This is a genomic window from Microvirga sp. RSM25 (assembly GCF_044784385.1).
Classification (GTDB): Bacteria; Pseudomonadota; Alphaproteobacteria; order Rhizobiales; family Beijerinckiaceae; genus Microvirga; species Microvirga tunisiensis.
On sequence record NZ_CP173039.1, the window covers coordinates 5,195,182 to 5,217,500 of the forward strand.

Here is a 22,319-nt window from a genome sequence, read left to right on the forward strand (position 1 = left end):
CCGAACCCGGCAGAGAGGCAAGAGGCGCCGTTATCCTAGCCTCAGTTTCGGCGCAGCAGGCGATCGAAATAATCGAGCTCTTCCTGCGGTCGGCTGGGATCGCCCAGCTTGCGCCGCAATTCTTCCAAGATCCGTTGCGCCCGTTGGGCGGGCGACTGGCCGGCGCTGGGCACATCGACGCGACCATCGGAAAAGTCCCTGTTCCGCACCGGGCGACCCAAAGGATCGTTGTCGCGCTGACCGGTCTGCTGGTTGCCCTGCGGATTGCCCTGGCCCGGCTGGTCGCCGGCCTGTTCGTTCCCCTGGCCGTCGCCCTGCTGCATTTGCTGCATCTGCTGCGCCATACCCTGCATGCCACGACGGAGATTTTCGAGTGCCCGGCCCTGGGCGTCGACCGCCGGGCCGTCCTGGCCCTGGCCCAGCGAACCTTCCGCATCGCGCATGGCCTGCTCGGCATCGCCGAGGCCCTGCTCGCCCTGCATGCCCATGCCCTGCATCCGCCGCTGCAGCTCCTCCAGCCTTTCCCTCAGCGCCTGCTGCCTCTGCTTCAGACCCAGCGGATCCTGGTCCTGACCTCCCTGGCCGTTTTCAGCCTGCTCCTGGCCTTCGCCCTGCTGACCTTGCTGGCCCTGTTGGCGCTGTCCCTGCTGCCTCTGGCCCTGGCGCTGCCCCTGCTGGCGCTGCCCGTTGCGGTCGCCCTGCTGCATGCGCCGGTTCTGGCCGTCGCGGAAGGTTTCGTCGCGCAGGTTCTGCTGCTCGCGCGCCATGTCCTCCAGATCCTGCATGGCCTGATTCATCTCGCGCCCGAGCGGATCGGTCATGCGGTTGTTGGGCTGGGCGGTCTGCAGGTTTTCGAGGATGTTGCGCAGCTGCTCGAGGAGGCGCTGGGCCTCGGCCACGTCGCCGCGGCGCATCGCCTCTTCCATCTGACGCAGCATGCGATTGAGGTCATCCTGCGAGACCATCCGGTCCGGGGGCGTGCGCTGGTTCTGGTCCTGCGATTGCTGGTTCTGCTGCATGCGCTGGGCGAATTCGCGCAGGAACTTGTCCATGGCCTGTCGCAGATCTTCCGTCAGGCGACGGATCTCGTCATCCGTCGCACCCCGGTCCATAGCCTCCTTCAAGCGCTCCTGAGCCGCGCGCAGCTCCCGCTCCGCATCGGAGAGGCCGCCATCCTCGATCTGGAGCGCTATGGCCCAGAGCCAGTCGGCCACATCGAGCAGATCCTGATCGGTCTTGGCGACGCGCAGACGTTCCGTTCCAGCACGAAGGCCCATGAACACGCCCCATTGCGGGGTGTATTCCTCCGGTGCGATCAGCAGGGCATCGAGCGCGACCTGAACGCGCTTACGGTCATCCGGAGCGAGAACGAGATTACGCCGCTGCTCGACCAGGGCCTTGGCGAGAGGATTGGTGAAGGGACGCTGCGGCAGGGTGAAGGTGATCGCCTCGCTCAACGCTTCCTGGCCTGCCTCGTCCTTGGCCTTCAGCCTGATCTTCACCGGGGCTCCGGCCCAGGCATGGTTCGTGAGGTCGACCGGAGACCTGGTGTCCGGGGCGTTCTCCTCATGGCTTGGAAGGGCCAGGGTGAGCTGCGGGGCCGGGACGAGGGAGCGCCCCTTGCTGTTGTCGGCCTTTTCCACGATGCCTTCGAGCGAGGCGATGCCGTAATCGTCCTTGCCCTTGTAGCTCAAGGTGAAGGTGCCGCGTGCATTCACCTCGGGCGGCATGGTGAAGGCGATCTCAGGCAGCCGGTCGGGAATGGCCTCGATGGTCAGGGTCACGCTGTTCGCGAAGCCCGTGCTGACCGTCAACTCGCTCGAGCCGTCGAGCTTGTAGCGCTCCTCGCGCATGTCCGCACGCTGATTGGCCTTGGGAGGCAGAGGCGTCAGGCCCTTGCCCGGCTTGACCTCGGCGCTGTCCTCGCCGGCGATCCGGACGACGACCGTCGAGTGGATCGGCGCGCGCAGGCTTTGCCCCCGCGCCAGGTCGATCATCAGCGGCGGCGTGCGGGTATAAAGGGGCGGATCGATCCACCCGTCGATGCGGAACGACGGGGAGGCGGTCTCGATCTTCCGCCAGTCGAAGGCTGCGGCGAGCCGCGAGCCGATCTCGGGCCCTGCCACGAAGGCGCTCGTCACCAGGGCGAGAAGACCTGCAGCCCGCAAGGCATAGCGGTCGCGCTTCGCCATATCGGGCTGTGGCAGGCCGACGCGCATGCGGCCCACGGCTTCTTCCGCGCGCTTGCGATGGAGCGCCCAGAGAGCCTTGGTGCCGGGATCCGTCGAGCCGAGGGCAAGCGTATCGTCAAGAACGCGGGCCGGGCCGTGGCTCATGCCCGTTTCCCGGTCGAGCCGGTCGAGCGCGCGCGTCCGGGTGGGCATGCGCAGGCGCAACAGAGGCCAGAGCGACAGGAGAAAGGCTGCCGTGAACAGGCCTAATCCGATGGTGCGCCACAGGGGCGAGGCGTCGAGCCAGAGGCCAAGCCAGGACAGGGTAAAAAACAAAAGGACGATGGCGAACGGCAACCAGAGCCGGGGCCAGGCCTCCTCCCACCAGAGGGACCAGCGCGCATGAGCGACCAGACGCCCGAACTTCTGGTTCAGGGGGCTGCGCCCAGGCGTCGGGTTCGGGCCTTCGCTCATGCCAAACATCTCCCGCTGCACGAAATGTGCAGACACCCCCACGAAAAAGCTAGCACGCATGCCCCGGATGACCAGCGGTCAATTGCGCGCGGAGCTTCAAGAAGAGGTGACCGGTCATCGACGCTCGGACATCTGGTGCTGCTCAGACGTCACTGACCGTCACGGACGGGGTCTTCCAGCCGTCCGCGAGAGGGCAACGTGGCGCCATGATGAATGATCCATCGGGCCCCGGCCATCGCTTCACATGAGAAACCCGGCAGCCCGCCTGCCGGGTTTCTCATACTCTGGCTTGCGCGGTGACGTTTCTCAGTCCAGCCAGCCCGGAACCCGATCGAGCCCGATCAGCTCTTCGTAAGTCGGACGCGGGCGCACCACCGCGTGATCCTCGCCGCGGACGAGCACCTCGGGCACGAGAAGCCGCGTGTTGTAGGTGTTGGCCTGAACCGCCCCATAGGCGCCGGCGGTCATGATGGCGATGAGGTCGCCGGCTTTGACGGCCGGCATGTCGCGGGAGAGGGCGAGATAATCGCCGGTCTCGCAGACGGGGCCGACCACATCGGCGACGACGCGCGCGGCGTCGGGCGCGGCCTCGACGACCGGCTTGATGTCGTGATGAGCTTCGTAGAGCGTCGGGCGGATGAGATCGTTCATCGCGGCATCAACGATCACGAAGGGCTTGTCGGCGCCCTGCTTGACGTAGATCACCCGGGCGATGAGCACGCCCGCATTGCCGGCGATCATGCGGCCCATCTCGAATACGAGCTTGAGGCCGAGATCCCTGGTGTGGCGCTTGATGATCGCGGCATAGGCCTGCGGATCGGGCGGAGGCTCGTTGTCCTCGCGATACGGCACGCCGAGGCCGCCGCCGAGATCGATGTGATGCAGCTTGTGCCCATCGGCCATCAGGTCGCGGGCGAGCTCGGCGAGAAGGGCGGTCGCGTTGTCGTAAGGAGCAAGATCCGTGATCTGGCTTCCGATATGCATGTCGACGCCGGTGACCTCGATCCCGTTGAGCGCTGCCGCCCGTGCATAAACCTCGCGGGCGCGGGCGATGGGAATGCCGAACTTGTTCTCGGATTTCCCTGTCGAAATCTTGGCGTGGGTCTTGGCGTCCACGTCCGGGTTGATGCGGATCGACACGGGAGCACGCATGCTCTTGGAGAGGGCGACCTCTGAGAGCGCCTCGAGTTCCGGCTCCGATTCCACGTTGAAGCAGAGGATTCCGCTCTCGAGCGCGAAAGCCATCTCAGGTCTGGTCTTGCCGACGCCGGAGAACACGATCCGCTCGCCCGGCACACCGGCGGCCAGCGCGCGGCGCAGCTCGCCCTCGGAGACGATGTCCATGCCGGCTCCCAGGCGACCGAGCGTTCTGAGCACGGCCTGATTGGAGTTGGCCTTCATGGCATAGCAGACGAGGGCGTCCGTATCGGCGAAGGCCTCAGTGAAGACCTTGTAATGCCGCTCCAGGGTGGCGGAGGAATAGCAATAGAACGGGGTTCCGACCTCGTCCGCGAGGCGGCGCAGATCGACCCCCTCCGCATGGAGGACGCCGTCACGATAGGCAAAATGGTGCATCGAAAAAGCCTAAAGCAGCGGATCGAGAATAAAGGGCTTGTTCGGAATCGTGTAGCCCCGGTTCGGCTGGGAGCGGGGCGTGCCGACCGGGGAGGGCAGGGTCGCGTCGCTCGTCGGGGTCTGCGTCTGGGTCTCGGCCGCCTGCGCCGAGGCGTCCGGCGGCGGCTCGAGCGCGCCGCGGCGGCCGCAGGCGGTCAGACCGAGGACAAGAAGGCCGCAAACCAGGACGGCACGAGGGAAAGTCAGGCTGGACGACATAGAGAGCTCCGAAACGTGGCCGCACCATAACGGCAAGCGTTGCCGGATGCGAGAGGCAAAGCTGGCCTAAGCTGTCCTCGAGGCGAGCTCTGGACGAAACCTAGGTTCCAAGGATTACCTTAGGGAAGAAATGATGGAACGTATCCCATATCAACCCGTTATATCAATTCCTGAAGGTATTGAGATAACAGATAAAAACGGAGCTTCAGGGCGCTTCAACGGGAGGGGCGTGGAGAAACCGATATGCCAGCTAGATACGACGAACTTCGTCTGGTTATTCTGGAAGACGGTGACACGACGTTCACGCTTATGGCAGCCGACGAAGCGTTCAACGTTCTGGGCAATGCCGACGCGAACACGATCACTGGCAACGCATTCGACAATGTCCTGAATGGCGGCGCCGGTGCCGACAATCTCAACGGCGGCGGCGGCAACGACACCTACGTTGTCAATGACGATGGTGATGTCGTGACCGAGCTGGACAATGGCGGCACCGATACGGTTCGTTCGAGCGTGACGTTTTCCCTGACCGCCGGAGCAGTCTTCGTCGAAAATCTCGTTCTGATCGGTGTGGCGGCTATCAATGGCACCGGCAATGCGCTTGCCAACACCATGAGGGGCAACGAGGGCGCCAATATCCTCAATGGCGCAGGCGGCAACGACGTCCTGTTCGGCGGCGCGGGCGGTGACGATCTCGTCGGCGGTGAAGGTAACGATTTTCTCGATGGTGGTACCGGCGCCGATGACCTGGCAGGCGGCGTTGGGAATGACACCTATGTGGTTGATGACGCGAACGATGTGATCACGGAGGAGGCCGGCGCAGGTATCGATACCGTCAGCACTGCACTCTCCTACTCCCTCGCAACGCGAGCCAATATCGAGAACATCGTCCTCACCGGCACCGGGACCGTCAATGCTACCGGCAATGCCAACAATAACAGCCTGATCGGCAATGCCGGTGTCAACGAACTCGTCGGTGCCGCCGGCAACGATACGCTCGATGGCGGCGCGGGGGCCGATCGCCTGGATGGCGGCGCCAACGACGACACCTATGTCCTCGACAATGCCGGCGACGCGATTGCCGACAGCGACGGTGTCGATACGGTCGTGTCGTTTCTTGCGAATTACACTCTGGCAACAGGGCTCGAGAACATGCAGGCGGGCGGCACGGGAGTCGTCAACCTCACCGGGAACGCGGTTGCCAACGTGCTCACCGGCAACAGCGGCGCAAACATCCTCAACGGCGGTGCCGGCGTGGACACGATGACGGGCGGTTTGGGGAACGATACCTACCTCGTCGACAGTGCATTTGAGATCGTCACCGAAGCCACCGGCGGCGGCATCGACACGGTGCGCATCTCGACCTGCTATTCGCTCGCAGCAACGGCCGAGGTGGAATTCCTCATCTCGGACACGAATGCGAACGTGCGGCTGGGTGGCTCAGAATTTGACAATGTCATCGTTGGCGGGAACGGCCGCGACGTGCTTTTCGGATTAGGTGGCAATGACATCCTCGACGGCGGCCGTGGCCGGGATGACCTGCGTGGCGGCTCTGGCCAAAACTATTTCAAGTTCGACGACCGTCCAACCCGCACGACCGTCGACCGGATCCTCGACTTCAATGTCCGCAATGACTTCGTGATGCTCGACAACGCGATCTTCAGCAATCTCGGACGTGGTACGGGAGACGCTCCGGGTAAGCTGAATGCAGCCTATTTCCGCATCGGCGATCGCGCGCTCGATACGAACGATTACCTCATCTACAATCCGGTGACGGACGATCTGATCTACGACTCGAACGGCTCGCGTCCGGGCGGCACCCTGAAGATCGCGGACTTCAACAATGTCCGGCTCACGGCTGCCGATATCCTGATCATCTGATCCGATTGATGAAGTGGCCCTGGCGGCGCTGCTGCCAGGGTCATTTCCGATAAATCCATGTCTACAGGATCGTGAAGGCCATGTTGACGCCAGGAGCTGTTCGGGGCTTGAGGTTCGCCGTGAAAAGCGTCACATCCAATTCATGTCGACTTCAAAACCACAATCCACGCGAAGCCGCCGTTTGGTTGCCGGCGTTGCCGCTCTTGCCCTGATTGCCGCAGGCGCCGGGTGGTATGGTTTCTCCCGCGATCGCTCCGACATCGTCCAGGCTGGTGAATGCCGCGCCGCGCAGGCGAAAACCGCAAGCCTGAAGCCGCTGGCGAGGGGCGAGGTGGCGGCCGTCGGCGTGAGCAATGCGCCGAAGCCGCCGCCCGTCATTGCCTTCACCGGCCCCGAGGGGCAGCCGATGAGCCTGTCCGACTTCAGGGGCAAGACTGTCCTGGTCAATCTCTGGGCGACTTGGTGCATACCCTGCCGCGAGGAAATGCCGGCCCTCGACAGGCTGCAGACGGAGCTGGGCGGCCCCGATTTCCAGGTCGTCGCCATCAATGTCGACACCCGCAACCGCGAAAAGCCGAAGGCTTGGCTGCAGGAGAACGGCATCAAAAACCTGGCCTATCATGCCGATCCGGAAGGCAAGCTGCTGCAGGTGCTGCAGAAATCCGGCCATGTGGTCGGTCTGCCGACCACCTTCGTGGTCGATGCGTCGGGCTGCGAGATCGCCCTGCTCAAAGGGCCGGCGGAATGGGCTTCTCCCGATGCCATCACCTTCATGAAGACGGCGTTGGGGCGGTCTTGAACAGCGTGAAACAGCCCAAACCTCATCCTGAGAAGGACCTCCCGGTCCTTCTCAGGATGAGGGCTCAGGATGGGCCAATTTTCGCGTCAGCCTCTGACGCGCCAAGTAATGGCACTCAAGCAGGAAAGGCCCCGCCGCCGTCGGGAACGCCGATCGTGCCGGAAAAGGCCGGCTTCGAGAGCCGCCAGGGGCGGTCCATGGCCTGCCGTGCCTCGCCGCGGTCGAGCCGGCGCGGTGTGCCGTCGGCCAGAATCTCCTCGATCACCAGAAAGCCCAGCGCCTGCAGCATGACGGCGGCCATCTTGGTGGCCCGGTCATCCGCCCGGATGGACAGGGAGCCGGCGGCATAGATCCGCTCCATGAGGCTTCTGGGATGATTGGTCACCGGCTTGCGCGGCTTGAATGCGACGACATTCGGTTCGGGTTCGATCATGGTACAGCCCCTTCTCACCGCTCCTTATTATTCTGTGATGAGCGGTTGTTCTGTTGAGTTCAGCACACTTCCAGTGTGCCGGAAACTGAGCCGTTTAAGGAATGCGACATAAGACGCCCCCTTGACCGAGGGCCTTGAAACGAAAAAGGCGGGGCCAAGCCCCGCCTCGATCCCGTCAGTCGGAATGCCGTCAGGCGCTCTGCTGAACCTGGATGCCCTTGTCGGTGAAGAGCTGCTGCAGCTCGCCGGCCTGGAACATCTCGCGGGTGATGTCGCAGCCGCCGATGAACTCGCCCTTCACGTAGAGCTGGGGAATGGTCGGCCAGCTGGAATATTCCTTGATGCCCTGGCGGATGGTCTCGTCCTCGAGCACGTTGACGCCCTTGTAGGGCACGCCGAGGTAGTTGAGGATCTGGACCACCTGGCCCGAGAACCCGCACATCGGGAATTGCGGCGTGCCCTTCATGAACAGCACGACGTCGTTGGACTTCACTTCGTTGTCGATAATCTGGTTGGCGTCAGCCATGGATGTCTCCTGTTCCGCAGCGGTCAAGGCGCCGGGTTCATGTCTCAATTGTCGGGTGCCACGGTCGTCAATGCAAGGGCATGAAGCACGCCACCCATGCGTCCTTGCAGCGCTGCATAGACCATCTGGTGCTGCTGGACCCGTGACTTCCCCTTGAAGGCGGAGGAGGTGACGGTGGCGGCATAGTGGTCGCCATCGCCGGCCAGGTCCTTGATCTCGACCATCGCATCGGGAAGGGCGGCCTTGATCAGGCTTTCGATGTCTCGCGAATCCATCGGCATGGATCAAACTCCTCACGGCTTACCGGTTAAGACTTGCCGGTCATGTATTCCGGCAGCCAGGCTTCGTGCGCTGCCTTCAATTGCTTCACGGATATGGCCTGTTGCCCTGGCAGAATCAACGCATCGCCCCCGGTGATGCCCAGCGTCACGGCTGGAACGCCGATGGCGCCGGCCTCGTAGAGGATGTCGGCGGCCACATCCTCGTCGACGGCGATGAGGTAGCGCCCCTGGTCCTCGCCGAAGAGGAAGGCATGGAGGGGGAATCCCTCCGGGAAGGCCGTGATCTCGGCGCCTACGTTGCCGGCCATGGCCATCTCGGCGAGCGCGAGTGCGATGCCGCCATCCGAGAGGTCATGCACGGTCTCCACCTGGCCGGAGCGGATGAGCTGGCGCACGAAATCGCCGTTGCGCTTCTCCTGGACCAGATCCACCGGCGGCGGAGCGCCTTCCTCCCGGCCGCAGACATCGCGCAGATAGATCGACTGGCCGAGCCAGCCCTGGGTTGCGCCGATGAGGATGATGGCCTCTCCCTCACGCTTGAAGGCGATGGAGGCATTGACCGTCACGTCGTCGAGGAGGCCGACGCCGCCGATGGCCGGCGTGGGCAGGATGCCCTGGCCATTGGTCTCGTTGTAGAGCGAGACGTTGCCGGACACGACCGGGAAATCGAGCGCCTGGCAGGCTTCGCCGATGCCCCTGACGCAACCGACGAACTGGCCCATGGACTCGGGCCGCTCAGGACTGGCGAAGTTGAGGTTGTCGGTGATGGCGAGCGGCAGGCCGCCGACGGCCGTGATGTTGCGCCAGGCTTCCGCCACTGCCTGCTTGCCGCCCTCGAAGGGATCGGCCTCGCAATAGCGCGGCGTCACGTCGGTGGTCAGCGCCAGGCCCTTCGGTCCGTCCTCGACGCGCACGATGGCGGCATCGCCGCCCGGAATCTGGACGGTGTTGCCGAGGATCAGGTGATCGTACTGCTCCCAGACCCAGCGCTTGGAGCTCTGGTCCGGCGAGCCGACGAGCTTCAGGAGCGCCTCGGCCTCGGACATCGGGGGCTTCACGCTGTCCGGCGCGATCACGGGCTGCTTGGGGCTTTCCACCCACGGCCGGTCATAAAGTGGAGCCTCGTCGCCCAACTCCTTGATCGGCAGGTCCGCCTTCACTTCGCCCTGGTGCTTGATGACGAAGCGGAGCGTATTGGTGGTCTTGCCGATCACCGCGAAGTCGAGGCCCCATTTGTGGAAGATGGCCTCGGCCTCCTTCTCCATGCCGGGCTTGAGCACCATGAGCATGCGCTCCTGGCTCTCGGAGAGCATCATCTCGTAGGCCGTCATGCCCTCCTCGCGGCAGGGCACCTTGTCGAGGTCGAGCTCGATGCCGAGATTGCCCTTGGCGCCCATCTCGACGGCCGAACTGGTGAGGCCGGCCGCTCCCATGTCTTGGATCGCGATCACAGCGCCGGACTTCATGAGCTCGAGGCAGGCTTCGAGCAGGAGCTTCTCGGCGAAGGGATCGCCGACCTGCACGGTCGGACGCTTCTCTTCCGAGGCATCGTCGAACTCGGCCGAGGCCATGGTTGCGCCGTGGATGCCGTCGCGGCCGGTCTTGGACCCGAGATAGACGATCGGGTTCCCGACGCCGGTGGCCTTCGCGTAGAAGATCTCGTTGGTGCGGGCGAGGCCCACCGCCATGGCATTGACGAGAATGTTGCCGTTGTAGCGCTTGTCGAAGCCCACACTTCCGCCGACCGTGGGAACGCCGAAGGAATTGCCGTAGCCGCCGATGCCCGCGACCACGCCCGAGACCAAGTGAGGGGTCTTCGGGTGATCCGGCTCGCCGAAGCGCAGGAAGTTCAGTGATGCGATGGGCCGTGCTCCCATGGTGAACACGTCGCGCAGGATGCCGCCGACGCCCGTCGCGGCGCCCTGATAGGGCTCGATGAAGGACGGATGGTTGTGGCTCTCCATCTTGAAGATGCAGGCCAGCCCGTCGCCGATATCGATCACGCCCGCATTCTCGCCGGGCCCCTGGATGACCCAGGATGCCTTTGTGGGCAGGCCGCGCAGGTGGATGCGGGAGGACTTGTACGAGCAATGCTCGTTCCACATGGCCGACACGATACCGAGCTCGGTGATGGTCGGCTCGCGGCCGATCAGGTTCACGAAGCGCTCATATTCGTCGGCTTTAAGCCCGTGCTCCTTGACCAGCTCCGGGGTGATGGCGACGTCGTTGCGGATCATCGGGGTCTCGCTTCTTTCACCCTCTCCCGTGTGGGAGAGTAAGGGGAACAAATCAGATGTCCTCATCCTGAGGAGCCGCGGAGCGGCGTCTCGAAGGAGGGTGCGGTGAACACCGGAGACGCCCTCGTCCTTCGAGACGCTGCGCTCCTCAAGATGAGGGCTGCGGGGTGCTTTCTCCGCTCCAGATATCAAGCCGCCTTCGGAAAGCTCGACACGAGGCTCTCGAACAGGCCGCGCCCATCGGTGCCGCCGACGAGGTCTTCGATCAGGTTTTCCGGATGAGGCATCATGCCGAGCACGTTGAGCTTCTCCGAATAGATGCCTGCGATGGCGTTCATGGAGCCGTTGCGGTTGGAATCCGTCGTGATGTGCCCTTGGGCATCGGAATAGCGGAAGGCCACCAGCCCTTCGCCTTCGAGCCGCTTCAGGGTCTCTTCGTCGGCCGTGTAGTTGCCCTCGCCATGCGCCACGCAGACATCGATGGCCTGGCCCTTGGCATAAGCCCGGGTGAAGGCGGTGTCGTTGCGCTCCACCCGCAGGAACTGCCGGTGGCAGATGAACTTCAGGTTGGCGTTGCGCATCAGGATGCCGGGCAGCAGCCCGGATTCGCACAGGATCTGGAAGCCGTTGCAGATGCCGAGCACGAGGCCGCCGCGCGCCGCATGGGCGCGGACCGCATCCATCACGGTGGCGCGACCGGCAATCGCGCCGCAGCGCAGGTAATCGCCGTAGGAGAAGCCGCCCGGCAGGACCACGAGGTCCGTGCCCTTCGGCAGTTCGGTCTCGGCATGCCAGACCTTCTCCACATGGGAGCCGGCCGATTTGAGCGCCCGCAGCACATCGCCTTCGCGATTGGAGCCGGGGAAGACGATGACGGCAGATTTCATGGAAGCCTCACGCGATCTCGACGCGGTAATTCTCGATGACGGTGTTGGCGAGCAGCTTCTCGCAGGCGGCCTTGAGGGCGGCTTCGGCCTTGGACTTGTCGGTGGTTCCGAGCTCGATGTCGAAGACCTTGCCCTGACGCACGCCGTCGATGCCCTCGACGCCTAGGGATTTCAGGGCCCCTTCGATGGCCTTGCCTTGGGGATCGAGAACGCCGTTCTTGAGTGTGACGGTGACGCGAGCTTTCATGGGGGCCTCGGCTGTTAAGATTTGGCCAAGGCCATAAAGAATTTAGCCGCAAGAGACAACGGGCTCAGGAGCCTAATTCTCGGGCAGCGACTTCTCGGAGCGTTTCACGCACGACATCCTGAACTTCGCCGATCACCAAGACAACCGAGAGCGCCTCGCCCTCACGCTTTCCCATGGCTGCCCCATAGGCCGGGCGCTTGCTGCCATCCGCCGGGGCGAGATCGATAGTAAAGCCGGGATAGGGAGCGTCCTTGAGGCGCTCGACCGTGATCCGGGTCCTGACCGGCTTCTGCCGGCCCACAGGCGAGCGCAGCGCGCGGGCTAGGCGCTCCGGATCCTTCAGCAGGGCGTCCGTGATGTCCGCGTCCTTGCCGGTCAGGCGGATGACGCCGACCGTGAGGCCCGGGCTGCATTCTGGCGGGACGCAGAAGGCAAGGGCAACGGGTTCGGCCCGATCCTCGGCCAGCCATTTGCGTAAGGGTAGGGCATCCCAGGGCGTGCCCGCCGGGAGACCCGCGACCTGACGCGGAATGTAGCCGCAGCTTGCGACCGTCAAGGCGAGAGCCAGGACGAAGGGGAGGGAACACAACAGACGGAAAGGCATGGCCCTTATCTATGCGCGAAACGAGCCGGAAGGGGAATGCGGGATGACGCAAAAGAAAAGCCCGGCGTGGAGCCGGGCTTGGAACGATTAAGGAAGCGGCCGTTACTGCACGAGGCGGGGGCCGCCTGTCACCGGGTTTTCGTTCTCGGCCAGGATGCCGAGGCGGCGGGCGACCTCGGAATAGGCCTCGACCAGTCCGCCCATGTCCCGGCGGAACCGGTCCTTGTCGAGCTTGTCCTTGGACTTGATGTCCCAGAGGCGGCAGGAATCCGGGGAGATCTCGTCGGCGACGACGATGCGCATCATCTCGCCCTCCCAGAGACGGCCCGTCTCGAGCTTGAAGTCGACGAGGCGGATGCCGACGCCCAGGAAGAGGCCGGAGAGGAAGTCGTTGACTCGGATGGCGAGCGCCATGATGTCGTCGATCTCCTGGGGTGAGGCCCAGCCGAAAGCAGTAATGTGTTCTTCCGAAACGATGGGATCGTTCAGGGCGTCGTTCTTGTAATAGAATTCAATGATCGAGCGGGGCAGCTGCGTGCCCTCCTCGATGCCGAGACGGGTAGCGAGCGAGCCCGCCGCCACGTTCCGCACCACCACCTCGAGGGGGATGATCTCCACCTCGCGAATCAGCTGCTCGCGCATGTTTAGGCGGCGGATGAAGTGGGTCGGGATGCCAATGTCGTTCAGATGCTGGAACAGGTATTCCGAGATCCGATTGTTAAGCACGCCCTTGCCGTCGATCACTTCATGCTTCTTGGCATTGAAGGCGGTCGCGTCATCCTTGAAGTGCTGGATGAGCGTACCGGGTTCCGGGCCCTCATAGAGGACCTTCGCCTTGCCCTCATAGATGCGACGGCGACGATTCATAGGCGTGTACCGTGGTTTGAGAAAATCCATGTGCCGTGGCTCCTGGGGATGGTCATTTTTTAGATCCGCGGCTGGCGGAGACGCGGCTTTTCACCGGTGCTCCGCTCAAGGGGCAACCTATCCGATCCCTTGGACAAGTACAACGCGGGGACATGAGCTGCTGGCCTGCAACTCGGTGGAAGTACCCTTTTGAAGATGGGGAGCGTCTGGCCGCAGCGCGAGTGCGCCCTTATATCGCATAAAGGAAAAGCAAGGGAGGATAAGGCCGATGACCACATTCAACGAACGTGAGGATGCTTTCGAGAAACAGTTTGCCCTCGACGAGGAGCTCCGCTTCAAGGCAACTGCGCGCCGCAACAAGCTGCTCGGCCTCTGGGCGGCCGAGCGCCTGGGCAAGAGCGGAGCGGATGCGGAGGCCTACGCCAAGAGCATCGTGCTGGCCGATTTCCACGAGCCGGGCGACGCGGACGTTCTGCGCCAGGTTCATCAGGATCTTGGCGCAGCCGGCCAATCGATCGACGAGGCTTCACTCAAGGTCAAGCTCAGCCAGCTGATGGCCCGCGCCGTCGAGGAGATCAAAGCGGGGCAGTAACGCCATTCCGGCCGCTGGAATCCTGGCGGGATTCCGAAGAACCACTCAATCCAAAGGGGCATCATGCCGACCCATCCATCCTTTCCCGAGCGGCTGACAGCCGGTTCTCCTCTTCTGACGGCCTGGTGCGGCATGCCGGATCCCTCCGTGTCCGGGATCCTGGCCCGCGAGGCGTTCGATGCCGTCGTCATGGACATGCAGCACGGCTCCATCGATTTTGCCACCGTACTCCAGGCGGTGCCGCTGATCGCTGCTGCCGGAAAGCCGGCCCTGGTCCGTATCCCCATAGGGGATTTCGCATCCGCCTCGCGCTTCCTGGATGCCGGGGTCTCGGGCGTGATCGCCCCCATGATCAACACCATCGAGGATGCAAGACGCTTCGCCAGCTTCATGAAGTTCCCGCCCGTCGGGGAACGCAGCTGGGGCGCCTATGGGGCGCTCTCCCTCTCAGGGCTCGAGCCGGGCGAGTATCTGCAGCGGGCCAATCACCTGACGGTTTCCTTCGCCATGGTGGAGACGCGCGAAGCCCTCGCCATCATCGACGACATCCTAGCGGTGCCCGGGATCGATGGCATCTTCATCGGTCCCTCCGACCTGTCGATCGCCCTCTCAGGCGGAAAAGGCCTCGATCCCACCAGCGCCGAGGTCGAGAAGGCCCTGGATCATGCGCTTGCCCGCGTGAAGGCTGCGGGCAAGGTCGCCGCCATCTATGCCGTGTCAGGGGCGCGGGCGGCTCAGCTCGTGCGCAAGGGCTTCCACATGGTTTCCATCGGCAGCGACATCTCCATGCTCAGAGCCGGAGCCGCGGCCGCCCTGGCGGCCGCACGGGCCTAGATCTTCCCGGAGGAGGGGAGATCGAAGGCCTGGGCCAGAAACAGGCCGCCCTGCCTGAGAGCCTCGTCGTCGATCCCGTGGGCAAGGCCGGCCGAGAGGTGCCATTGGCAGGGGATCTCCGCCGCGCCCAGAGCCTCCTTCGAGAAGAAGAACATTTCGACCGGGACCACATCGTCCCGGTCTCCATGAACCAGCAGGATCGGCGGCTTCGTCCGTGCCGAATTCCTAAGGCTCTCCGGTCCCTGCCTATCCTCCAGCACCAGAAGGCCCGAATAGCCGATAATGGCGGCCGGGGCGGTCTGCCGGCGCAAACCGATATGGATCGCCATCATGGCGCCTTGGCTGAAGCCGACGAGGGCAAGCTTCGAAGCCGGCAGGGGATACCGGGCGAGCTCCTGGTCCAGAAAGGCGTCGAGCCCGGGAGCCGCATAGGTCACGCCACGCCAGAATTCGCGCGGGTCGGTCAGGGTGAGGGGAAACCACTCCCGCCCCATGGGCACATTCCCACATGGATCCGGGGCATGAGGGGCCACGAAGGCGGCGTCCGGCAGCCGGTCGCGCCATTGCCCTCCCAGCTCGATCAGATCGTTTCCGTCGGCTCCCAGACCGTGAAGGAGGACGACGAGCTGCTTGGGCGTCCCGGATTTCGGAGCAAGGCGAGGGCCATCGATGGCGGCCATGACGGAGATCCTTTGCGGTCTGAGTGCCGACAGGGCGCGATGGATGCTGTCGCGGTCAAACGGGAGCGCCCTCCCGGGACTTGATCGTACGGTAATAGGCCCAGAGCATCTTGGCTGCCACGCCCCGCCAAGGGCGCCAGTTCTCGGCCAAAGCCGTCAAGGTCTTGGCGTCCGGCCGCTGCTCCAACCCATAGGCGAGGCGGGCGGCTTCCTGCACGGCCAAATCCCCGCTCGGAAAGGCATCGGAATGCCCGAGGCAGAAGAGCAGGTACACGTCGGCGGTCCAGGGGCCGATCCCTTTCACCCGCGTGAGAAGGTCATGGGCCTCGTCGGCCGAATGGTTGTGCAGCTCATCGAGGGGAAGCCTGCCCTCGATGAGCTCCGTCGCTACGGCGCGCAGGGTCCTGACCTTCCCGGCCGACAATCCGGCTGTCCGGAGATCCTCATCGGAGAGCCGAAGAAAGACCCCTGGCGTCGGAGGTTCGAGGATCTGCCGCAAGCGGGTCCAGATGGCAGTCGCACTGGCGGTGGAAACCTGCTGGCCGATGACGATCCAGGCCAAACCCTCAAAACCTGGCGGCCGCTTGCGCAATTGCGGCGTGATCCCGCTTGCGGCCAGCTTCGCCATCACGGGATCCGCCCTCGCCAACTCGCCCAAGCCCCTCTTGAGAACCGCGTCCGTTTCGAGGAGGGTGGTCATTCCTTCGCGTTCCTTCTTCCGATGCAGGCTCCCGTGACGAAGCCGGTTTTTCGATTCGCTCCCAGCCCCAACGGGCGGCTTCATCTGGGGCATGCCTATTCCGCCCTGCTCAACGCTGACTTCGCCCGCCGCCTCCAAGGTCGTTTCCTCCTGCGCATCGAGGATATCGATATCACACGTTGCCGACCCGAATTCGAGACCGCCATCTGTGACGACCTCGCCTGGCTCGGCCTGCACTGGGAGGCTCCCGTGCGACGGCAATCGGAGCACTTCGCCGATTACCACGCCGCCTTCCTGAGGCTGAAGGGGAAGGGAGGGGTCTATCCGTGTTTCTGCACCCGCAGGGATATCGCGGAGACAATCGCCTGCCGGGAGGCGGAGAGCGGCCAGGACTGGCCCCGCGATCCGGACGGCGCTCCGCTCTATCCGGGCACCTGCCGTGACATGCCCACTGATGAGGCCGATCGTCGGATCGCGGCCGGCGAGCCCCATGCCTGGCGCCTCGACATGGCGGCGCTGGAAAAGCTTGTGCCGGGGCCGCATCGATTTCAGACATTCGACCGCGAAGGCCGGGTGGACATCGTCACCGTGCAGCCGTGGCGCTGGAGCGATGCGGTGATCGTGCGCAAGGAGACGCCGACGAGCTATCATCTCTCCGTCATCGTCGACGATGCGCTCCAAGGCGTCACCCACGTGGTCCGCGGCCAGGATCTCGAAGCCGCGACCGACCTCCACGTGCTGCTCCAAGTTCTGCTGGACCTGCCGACGCCCCTCTATCACCATCATGGTCTCGTGCTCGATCCGACCGGCGACAAGCTGGCGAAGAGCCGGCAATCGCAATCCCTGGCCGAGCTGCGTGCCGAGGGCGTGACGCCTCAGGCGATATGGCGACGCCTCGGGCTCGATCCTCAGCCGACGCCCAGCACGTAGAGCCAGACCAGCGTCGTCCCCAGAGCCAGAAAGGTCGACAGGGTGATGGCGCTGGAGGCGAGAGCCACGCCCTCCCCGTACCGCTCGGCGAAGAGGTAGGCGTTGATACCTGATGGGCACGAGGCGAAGAGCACCGCGACCCCGGCCCAGACCGGCGGCATGTTGAAGACCCGGGTGGCCAACAGCAGCACGATCAGGGGATGCAGTACGAGCTTGAGGAACGAGATCACGGTCGGCAGCTTCCAGCCCGTCTGCAGCCCGTAGCGGCGCAGGGCGATGCCCATGGAGATCAAGGCACAGGGAACCGCTGCACTCGCCAGCAGGTCCATGACCTGCCAAGCCGAGGCCGGCACATAGGCGGCAATGGGACGACAGGCGGATCCCGCCAGGATGCCGACGACGATGGGATGGGTGAAGAGGCGGCGCAGGACGATGACAGGCGAGGCCTGTCGTCCCTCGGCCAGGATCGTCGCGAGGGTCATCGTGACGGGCAGATGGACGGCGATGAGCAGGAAGAGCGGGACGGCACCCTCGTCCCCGTAGGCCTTCAGGATCATCGGGACGCCGACGAAGACCGTGTTCGCCTGACCTGCCGAGAAACCGGCGACGACCGCGGAAATACCCTTGATCCCAAAGAAGCGCTGACCGATCACAGTGGCCAGAAGCCAGACCACAGCCACGCCGACGAAGTAGGAGATCCAATAGCCCCAGGGCTGGACGTCTGGAATCTCGGCGCGAACGAGGGTGCGGAAGATCAGGCAGGGCAGGGACAAGGTGAAGACGAATTCGGACAGCCCCTCGCCGGCGCGCTCGGAAATGAAGCCCGTCTGACGCGCGACATAGCCGATGCCGATCAAACCGAAGACCGGCAGCACAATCGCGAAAAGCTCGAGCATGGGCTCTATCGCAGCTCCGCACGCTGGGAGAGAGTCGCTGAGGCGACGCTGTGGGACATCAATTCATCGACCTGTTCGCGCTGGCGCTTGAAGTCCACCAGCCCACGGCCCTCGAGCTCCCTTCCGCGCGGCAGGCGAATTTTGAGAGGATCGACGAAGCTGCCGTTGATGAGCACCTCGTAATGGAGGTGGGGGCCGGTCGACAGGCCCGTGCTGCCCAGATAGCCGATGACCTGACCCTGCCGGACCCTGACGCCTTGATTCATGCTCTTGGCAAAGCCCGACATGTGGGAATAGGTCGTCACATAGCCGTTGGCGTGCTGGATCTCGATATGGCGCCCGTAGCCCGATTTCCAGTCGGCAAAGCGGATGGTGCCGTTACCTGCGGCAAGGATCGGGGTGCCGACCTTGTTCGCCCAGTCTATGCCCGTATGCGGCCGCGAATAGCCCAGGATCGGGTGGAAGCGCGAGCCGAAGCCCGAGCGCAGGATGCCGTCGGCGATGGGCTTGCGGATCAGGAACTTCTTGAGCGAGCGGCCCGCGTCGTCGAAGAAATCGACCGTGCCGTCCTCGCCCTGGTAGCGGTAGACGCGGCGCGCTTCCCCGCCCACGGTGAGGGAGGCATAGAGGACCTCTGGCGTTCCATTCTCGTCATCCGAACCATAGAAGATCTCGAAGGCATCTCCCTGCGACACACGGCGCTGAAAATCGACATCATAGCCGAAGATGCGCACCAGTTCGTCCACCGTCTGACGGGGCAGCTCGTTCTTGAGGGCCGTCTCATAGAGGCTCTCGTAGAGCCGCACGCCGCCGCGCCGGTCATCCTCTTCCTCTTCCTCCGAAGCCTCGGCCACCTGCCGGTTCGTCTCGTCGGCGGGTGGTGTCACGGAAACGAAGACGCCGCGATCATTGGCGGCGGCAATGCCCTCGATGCCTCGCTCCCCGAACGTGATCACCCGCACGATCTGTCTGGGATCCCCGAGACGGGGACCGGGTGCGATGAGAATGCGTAGCCTCTGACCCTCCGTCAGGCCCTCAACTTTGATGCGGGCCGCCAGAGCCGAGGTGATCGCGGCGATCTGCTCGGGCGTACCCCCATAGCTGCGCAGGACCGTCTCGAGGGTTTCACCCTTCTTGAGAGCCACATCGCGCTCCTCGACGAGGGGAGCCATCGCCGTCTGCTCGACCTTGGGAAGATCGGTCACGTTCTCGGGCACGACGCGAACCTCGATCGTGCTGAAGGGCGCATCGACGACGCGGGCATAGCCGAGGGCATCGCCCAACCCCTCCGGCTGCCGCAGGGTCCGCGACAGCATCTGCTGGGCAGGAATCGGCACGGAGGTTCGGCGCCCGGCCTCATTGAAGACCCGTCTCTCCTCCTCAAGGATCGCAAGCACGTCGCCATCCGTCAGGGAGGGAGCGCTCGCCGCGATGGCCACCGCGGCAAGGTCGCGCCTGAGGACCGACACATCGGCATCGGCAACCTCCGGGGTCGGCTCAACGCGCTGTTCGTCCATTCCCTCTGCGAACAGGCGCAGGGGATTGAAGGGCGGAATATCGGAGGCGTAGGTGCCGGTAGTCAGGGAGAGGTTCGTCGCGATGCGTACGAACTGCCGGACCTTGATGGCTTCGCGCTCGCCATTGCGGATCGTCATCGGCGCTTTGAAGCTCTGTCTTGCGGAGGAGGTATTCTCCGTCATGTTGAGCCGGTCAGCCTTGCGGGCCAAGTTCGAGGTCCGCTCCTCGTTGGTTCCTGAAGGAGCCCGGCCATTGAGTGCCGCCCGCTCCGGGGGGAGGGCGGAGACCATTGCGCCTTCAAGGGCGATGTAGATGGAGGCGCCGATCAGGACCGCGCCCGTGACGCCGGTCAGAACGCTGGCGCCGAGCCAGCGCAGATTCACCTCCCATTTGTCGACCTCGGGCGCCGCAATGCCGTTGGTGTTGAGCGGCGGCTCGTGCCCGAGATCGATGCCGGACGACAGATGCGAAGCTTCCTTACGGAAACTCTTGGCATGGCTGTCATCGGGGGGAAGAGGGCTCATGATCTCTGTCTGGTGTCGATGCGGGTGGGTTGCTGTCACAGACACCAGAGGCCATCTAGCACACGAGACGACAACCGCACAGTTCAATAGATAAGCTTGGGCGGCGCGCCAACTCTCCAGGACAAGAGGTTCCGGAAAAGAAATGCCGGCCGCGGCTCTGCTTCATTCCGCACTGTGTCGGCAGTGAGGCAGGAGCAGAAAAACCTGTGCGGCACGCTCGCTGGCGTCGGAATTGGTTCGGTTGTCAAAAAACTTTCACAAGCACGTTGACAGGCCAAAGGGGTTGGGCCTATATACCGGCCATCGACGCCGCCGCTGACGCGAACGGCGCCCAGATCTTCCTCAGAAACCGGGCTGTTGGGCCTGACTTCGGTCGGGAACAAACGCTGTTCTGCGGGGGTCTGTTTTTATCGATGGCATCGAAAGATGCCTGTTCTTTGACAAGTGAAGAGAGAAGAGAAGCGTAGGCGGCGGTGTCCTTGCGGATCGTCCTTCGGGGCGATCGAATGAGAACATCGACCATGTCTATGCTTTGGTGAGTACACCGCTTCAGGGAAACCTGGAGATGGAGGTACTCTGTCAATTTGCGTAGAGATTTAGTCGAGATCAAATTCTTTCAACTTGAGAGTTTGATCCTGGCTCAGAACGAACGCTGGCGGCAGGCTTAACACATGCAAGTCGAACGCATCCTTCGGGATGAGTGGCAGACGGGTGAGTAACGCGTGGGAACGTGCCCTTCAGTTCGGAATAACCCAGGGAAACTTGGGCTAATACCGGATACGTGCGAGAGCAGAAAGATTTATCGCTGAAGGATCGGCCCGCGTCTGATTAGCTAGTTGGTGGGGTAATGGCCCACCAAGGCGACGATCAGTAGCTGGTCTGAGAGGATGATCAGCCACATTGGGACTGAGACACGGCCCAAACTCCTACGGGAGGCAGCAGTGGGGAATATTGGACAATGGGCGCAAGCCTGATCCAGCCATGCCGCGTGAGTGATGAAGGCCTTAGGGTTGTAAAGCTCTTTCAGTGGGGACGATAATGACGGTACCCGCAGAAGAAGCCCCGGCTAACTTCGTGCCAGCAGCCGCGGTAATACGAAGGGGGCTAGCGTTGTTCGGAATCACTGGGCGTAAAGGGCGCGTAGGCGGCTTTGTAAGTCGGGGGTGAAAGCCTGTGGCTCAACCACAGAATTGCCTTCGATACTGCATGGCTTGAGACCGGAAGAGGTTAGTGGAACTGCGAGTGTAGAGGTGAAATTCGTAGATATTCGCAAGAACACCAGTGGCGAAGGCGGCTAACTGGTCCGGTTCTGACGCTGAGGCGCGAAAGCGTGGGGAGCAAACAGGATTAGATACCCTGGTAGTCCACGCCGTAAACGATGAATGCCAGCCGTTGGCGAGCTTGCTCGTCAGTGGCGCAGCTAACGCTTTAAGCATTCCGCCTGGGGAGTACGGTCGCAAGATTAAAACTCAAAGGAATTGACGGGGGCCCGCACAAGCGGTGGAGCATGTGGTTTAATTCGAAGCAACGCGCAGAACCTTACCAGCCTTTGACATGTCCCGTGTGGATCCTGGAGACAGGATCCTTCAGTTCGGCTGGCGGGAACACAGGTGCTGCATGGCTGTCGTCAGCTCGTGTCGTGAGATGTTGGGTTAAGTCCCGCAACGAGCGCAACCCTCGCCCTTAGTTGCCATCATTTGGTTGGGCACTCTAAGGGGACTGCCGGTGATAAGCCGAGAGGAAGGTGGGGATGACGTCAAGTCCTCATGGCCCTTACGGGCTGGGCTACACACGTGCTACAATGGCGGTGACAAAGGGCAGCGAACCCGCGAGGGGGAGCTAATCCTTAAAAGCCGTCTCAGTTCAGATTGCACTCTGCAACTCGAGTGCATGAAGGCGGAATCGCTAGTAATCGTGGATCAGAACGCCACGGTGAATACGTTCCCGGGCCTTGTACACACCGCCCGTCACACCATGGGAGTTGGTCTTACCCGACGGCGCTGCGCCAACCGCAAGGAGGCAGGCGACCACGGTAGGGTCAGCGACTGGGGTGAAGTCGTAACAAGGTAGCCGTAGGGGAACCTGCGGCTGGATCACCTCCTTTCTAAGGACGATCCCTCAAGGCCGACCTCGGTCGGTTTTATCGGATCGCTTGGAACAAAAGAGACCAGTCAGGTCTCGCTATGCGGGACGCTGCCGTCTTCGTTTCTCTTCTCATTCCGGATACATCGGTCGGGGTTTCCACTCCGATTGGGGCCTGTAGCTCAGGTGGTTAGAGCGCACCCCTGATAAGGGTGAGGTCGGACGTTCGAGTCGTCCCAGGCCCACCATTTATCTTGGTTAGCCTCAGACGCCGTCCTGCTCTTCTTGCGAAGGCCGACCGGCCGCCGCGCCCCGTGGCGCGG

Annotated in this window: 20 protein-coding genes, 1 tRNA gene and 1 rRNA gene; 7 read left to right on the plus strand and 15 right to left on the minus strand. The window is 63.4% G+C overall.

Going from position 1 to position 22,319, the window contains the following annotated elements:
* Positions 1 to 41 precede the first annotated feature (41 nt).
* From ACD578_RS24750 to ACD578_RS24760, 3 genes are all read right to left on the minus strand, one after another.
* Positions 42 to 2,645, minus strand: a complete 2,604-nt coding sequence (locus ACD578_RS24750; protein ID WP_404289392.1) for a TIGR02302 family protein — start codon at positions 2,643 to 2,645, stop codon at positions 42 to 44.
* Between the two features lie 306 nt (positions 2,646 to 2,951).
* Positions 2,952 to 4,220, minus strand: a complete 1,269-nt coding sequence (gene lysA / locus ACD578_RS24755) for a diaminopimelate decarboxylase (protein WP_404289394.1) — start codon at positions 4,218 to 4,220, stop codon at positions 2,952 to 2,954.
* A 9-nt stretch (positions 4,221 to 4,229) separates the two neighbouring features.
* Positions 4,230 to 4,478: a lipoprotein gene (locus ACD578_RS24760; RefSeq protein WP_404289396.1), complete on the minus strand. Its 249-nt coding sequence runs from the start codon at positions 4,476 to 4,478 to the stop codon at positions 4,230 to 4,232.
* Positions 4,479 to 4,721: 243 nt separating this feature from the next.
* On the opposite strand from ACD578_RS24760, the gene ACD578_RS24765 reads away from it, so the two are divergent.
* Both ACD578_RS24765 and ACD578_RS24770 read left to right on the plus strand, forming a co-directional pair.
* Entirely contained in the window at positions 4,722 to 6,359 is a 1,638-nt protein-coding gene (locus ACD578_RS24765; RefSeq protein WP_404289398.1) for a calcium-binding protein, read from the plus strand.
* A gap of 142 nt (positions 6,360 to 6,501) precedes the next feature.
* Entirely contained in the window at positions 6,502 to 7,158 is a 657-nt protein-coding gene (locus tag ACD578_RS24770) for a TlpA disulfide reductase family protein (RefSeq protein WP_404289400.1), read from the plus strand.
* Positions 7,159 to 7,273: 115 nt separating this feature from the next.
* Here the strand turns inward: ACD578_RS24770 and ACD578_RS24775 are convergent, their stop codons facing one another.
* From ACD578_RS24775 to purC, 8 genes are all read right to left on the minus strand, one after another.
* On the minus strand, positions 7,274 to 7,591 hold the full coding sequence (locus tag ACD578_RS24775; RefSeq protein WP_404289402.1) for a hypothetical protein: 318 nt from the start codon (positions 7,589 to 7,591) through the stop codon (positions 7,274 to 7,276).
* 190 nt (positions 7,592 to 7,781) lie between these two features.
* Positions 7,782 to 8,117: a Grx4 family monothiol glutaredoxin gene (grxD, locus tag ACD578_RS24780; RefSeq protein ID WP_404289404.1), complete on the minus strand. Its 336-nt coding sequence runs from the start codon at positions 8,115 to 8,117 to the stop codon at positions 7,782 to 7,784.
* 44 nt (positions 8,118 to 8,161) lie between these two features.
* Positions 8,162 to 8,398, minus strand: a complete 237-nt coding sequence (locus ACD578_RS24785; protein ID WP_152715717.1) for a BolA family protein — start codon at positions 8,396 to 8,398, stop codon at positions 8,162 to 8,164.
* Between the two features lie 26 nt (positions 8,399 to 8,424).
* Positions 8,425 to 10,635: a phosphoribosylformylglycinamidine synthase subunit PurL gene (gene purL / locus ACD578_RS24790; protein WP_404289406.1), complete on the minus strand. Its 2,211-nt coding sequence runs from the start codon at positions 10,633 to 10,635 to the stop codon at positions 8,425 to 8,427.
* Between the two features lie 188 nt (positions 10,636 to 10,823).
* Entirely contained in the window at positions 10,824 to 11,522 is a 699-nt protein-coding gene (purQ, locus tag ACD578_RS24795) for a phosphoribosylformylglycinamidine synthase subunit PurQ (protein WP_404289408.1), read from the minus strand.
* A 7-nt stretch (positions 11,523 to 11,529) separates the two neighbouring features.
* Positions 11,530 to 11,769, minus strand: coding sequence for a phosphoribosylformylglycinamidine synthase subunit PurS (gene purS / locus ACD578_RS24800; RefSeq protein ID WP_152715714.1), 240 nt, complete (start codon positions 11,767 to 11,769; stop codon positions 11,530 to 11,532).
* A 64-nt stretch (positions 11,770 to 11,833) separates the two neighbouring features.
* Entirely contained in the window at positions 11,834 to 12,373 is a 540-nt protein-coding gene (locus ACD578_RS24805) for a hypothetical protein (protein ID WP_404289411.1), read from the minus strand.
* A gap of 102 nt (positions 12,374 to 12,475) precedes the next feature.
* Positions 12,476 to 13,270, minus strand: coding sequence for a phosphoribosylaminoimidazolesuccinocarboxamide synthase (purC, locus tag ACD578_RS24810; protein ID WP_152715712.1), 795 nt, complete (start codon positions 13,268 to 13,270; stop codon positions 12,476 to 12,478).
* 238 nt (positions 13,271 to 13,508) lie between these two features.
* Between purC and ACD578_RS24815 the strand changes: the two genes are divergently transcribed.
* A complete protein-coding gene (locus ACD578_RS24815; RefSeq protein ID WP_404289413.1) occupies positions 13,509 to 13,832 on the plus strand; it encodes a DUF1476 domain-containing protein in 324 nt (107 codons plus the stop codon).
* Positions 13,833 to 13,895: 63 nt separating this feature from the next.
* A complete protein-coding gene (locus tag ACD578_RS24820) occupies positions 13,896 to 14,666 on the plus strand; it encodes an HpcH/HpaI aldolase/citrate lyase family protein (RefSeq protein ID WP_404289415.1) in 771 nt (256 codons plus the stop codon).
* Here the strand turns inward: ACD578_RS24820 and ACD578_RS24825 are convergent.
* Positions 14,663 to 15,346, minus strand: coding sequence for an alpha/beta hydrolase (locus tag ACD578_RS24825; protein ID WP_404289417.1), 684 nt, complete (start codon positions 15,344 to 15,346; stop codon positions 14,663 to 14,665). The two genes, ACD578_RS24820 and ACD578_RS24825, sit on opposite strands and share 4 nt — an antisense overlap.
* 55 nt (positions 15,347 to 15,401) lie before the next feature.
* Entirely contained in the window at positions 15,402 to 16,046 is a 645-nt protein-coding gene (locus ACD578_RS24830; protein ID WP_404289419.1) for a DNA-3-methyladenine glycosylase family protein, read from the minus strand.
* A gap of 33 nt (positions 16,047 to 16,079) precedes the next feature.
* Between ACD578_RS24830 and gluQRS the strand changes: the two genes are divergently transcribed.
* Entirely contained in the window at positions 16,080 to 16,976 is an 897-nt protein-coding gene (gene gluQRS / locus ACD578_RS24835; RefSeq protein ID WP_404289421.1) for a tRNA glutamyl-Q(34) synthetase GluQRS, read from the plus strand.
* On the opposite strand, the gene ACD578_RS24840 is transcribed toward gluQRS, so the two are convergent.
* Complete coding sequence (locus ACD578_RS24840; protein ID WP_404289423.1) at positions 16,955 to 17,872, minus strand: AEC family transporter; 918 nt, start codon at positions 17,870 to 17,872, stop codon at positions 16,955 to 16,957. The genes gluQRS and ACD578_RS24840 overlap by 22 nt on opposite strands.
* Positions 17,873 to 17,877: 5 nt before the next feature.
* On the minus strand, positions 17,878 to 19,914 hold the full coding sequence (locus ACD578_RS24845) for a M23 family metallopeptidase (protein WP_404289425.1): 2,037 nt from the start codon (positions 19,912 to 19,914) through the stop codon (positions 17,878 to 17,880).
* A gap of 617 nt (positions 19,915 to 20,531) precedes the next feature.
* On the opposite strand from ACD578_RS24845, the gene ACD578_RS24850 reads away from it, so the two are divergent.
* A 16S ribosomal RNA gene (locus ACD578_RS24850) occupies positions 20,532 to 22,018 on the plus strand.
* 149 nt (positions 22,019 to 22,167) lie between these two features.
* Positions 22,168 to 22,244: transfer RNA gene (locus ACD578_RS24855), tRNA-Ile, on the plus strand.
* Positions 22,245 to 22,319: the final 75 nt, after the last annotated feature.

What these genes read in the sequence shown, in the direction of transcription:
- ACD578_RS24765 (WP_404289398.1), top strand. Translation starts at nt 4,722, where the DNA reads ATGCCAGCTAGATACGACGAACTTCGTCTGGTTATTCTGGAAGACGGT.
- purL (WP_404289406.1), bottom strand. Translation starts at nt 10,635, where the DNA reads ATGATCCGCAACGACGTCGCCATCACCCCGGAGCTGGTCAAGGAGCAC.
- ACD578_RS24845 (WP_404289425.1), bottom strand. Translation starts at nt 19,914, where the DNA reads ATGAGCCCTCTTCCCCCCGATGACAGCCATGCCAAGAGTTTCCGTAAG.
- ACD578_RS24840 (WP_404289423.1), bottom strand. Translation starts at nt 17,872, where the DNA reads ATGCTCGAGCTTTTCGCGATTGTGCTGCCGGTCTTCGGTTTGATCGGC.
- ACD578_RS24750 (WP_404289392.1), bottom strand. Translation starts at nt 2,645, where the DNA reads ATGAGCGAAGGCCCGAACCCGACGCCTGGGCGCAGCCCCCTGAACCAG.
- lysA (WP_404289394.1), bottom strand. Translation starts at nt 4,220, where the DNA reads ATGCACCATTTTGCCTATCGTGACGGCGTCCTCCATGCGGAGGGGGTC.
- ACD578_RS24825 (WP_404289417.1), bottom strand. Translation starts at nt 15,346, where the DNA reads ATGGCCGCCATCGATGGCCCTCGCCTTGCTCCGAAATCCGGGACGCCC.
- ACD578_RS24830 (WP_404289419.1), bottom strand. Translation starts at nt 16,046, where the DNA reads ATGACCACCCTCCTCGAAACGGACGCGGTTCTCAAGAGGGGCTTGGGC.
- ACD578_RS24815 (WP_404289413.1), top strand. Translation starts at nt 13,509, where the DNA reads ATGACCACATTCAACGAACGTGAGGATGCTTTCGAGAAACAGTTTGCC.
- purS (WP_152715714.1), bottom strand. Translation starts at nt 11,769, where the DNA reads ATGAAAGCTCGCGTCACCGTCACACTCAAGAACGGCGTTCTCGATCCC.
- grxD (WP_404289404.1), bottom strand. Translation starts at nt 8,117, where the DNA reads ATGGCTGACGCCAACCAGATTATCGACAACGAAGTGAAGTCCAACGAC.
- ACD578_RS24805 (WP_404289411.1), bottom strand. Translation starts at nt 12,373, where the DNA reads ATGCCTTTCCGTCTGTTGTGTTCCCTCCCCTTCGTCCTGGCTCTCGCC.
- ACD578_RS24785 (WP_152715717.1), bottom strand. Translation starts at nt 8,398, where the DNA reads ATGCCGATGGATTCGCGAGACATCGAAAGCCTGATCAAGGCCGCCCTT.
- ACD578_RS24820 (WP_404289415.1), top strand. Translation starts at nt 13,896, where the DNA reads ATGCCGACCCATCCATCCTTTCCCGAGCGGCTGACAGCCGGTTCTCCT.
- purQ (WP_404289408.1), bottom strand. Translation starts at nt 11,522, where the DNA reads ATGAAATCTGCCGTCATCGTCTTCCCCGGCTCCAATCGCGAAGGCGAT.
- ACD578_RS24775 (WP_404289402.1), bottom strand. Translation starts at nt 7,591, where the DNA reads ATGATCGAACCCGAACCGAATGTCGTCGCATTCAAGCCGCGCAAGCCG.
- ACD578_RS24770 (WP_404289400.1), top strand. Translation starts at nt 6,502, where the DNA reads ATGTCGACTTCAAAACCACAATCCACGCGAAGCCGCCGTTTGGTTGCC.
- purC (WP_152715712.1), bottom strand. Translation starts at nt 13,270, where the DNA reads ATGGATTTTCTCAAACCACGGTACACGCCTATGAATCGTCGCCGTCGC.
- ACD578_RS24760 (WP_404289396.1), bottom strand. Translation starts at nt 4,478, where the DNA reads ATGTCGTCCAGCCTGACTTTCCCTCGTGCCGTCCTGGTTTGCGGCCTT.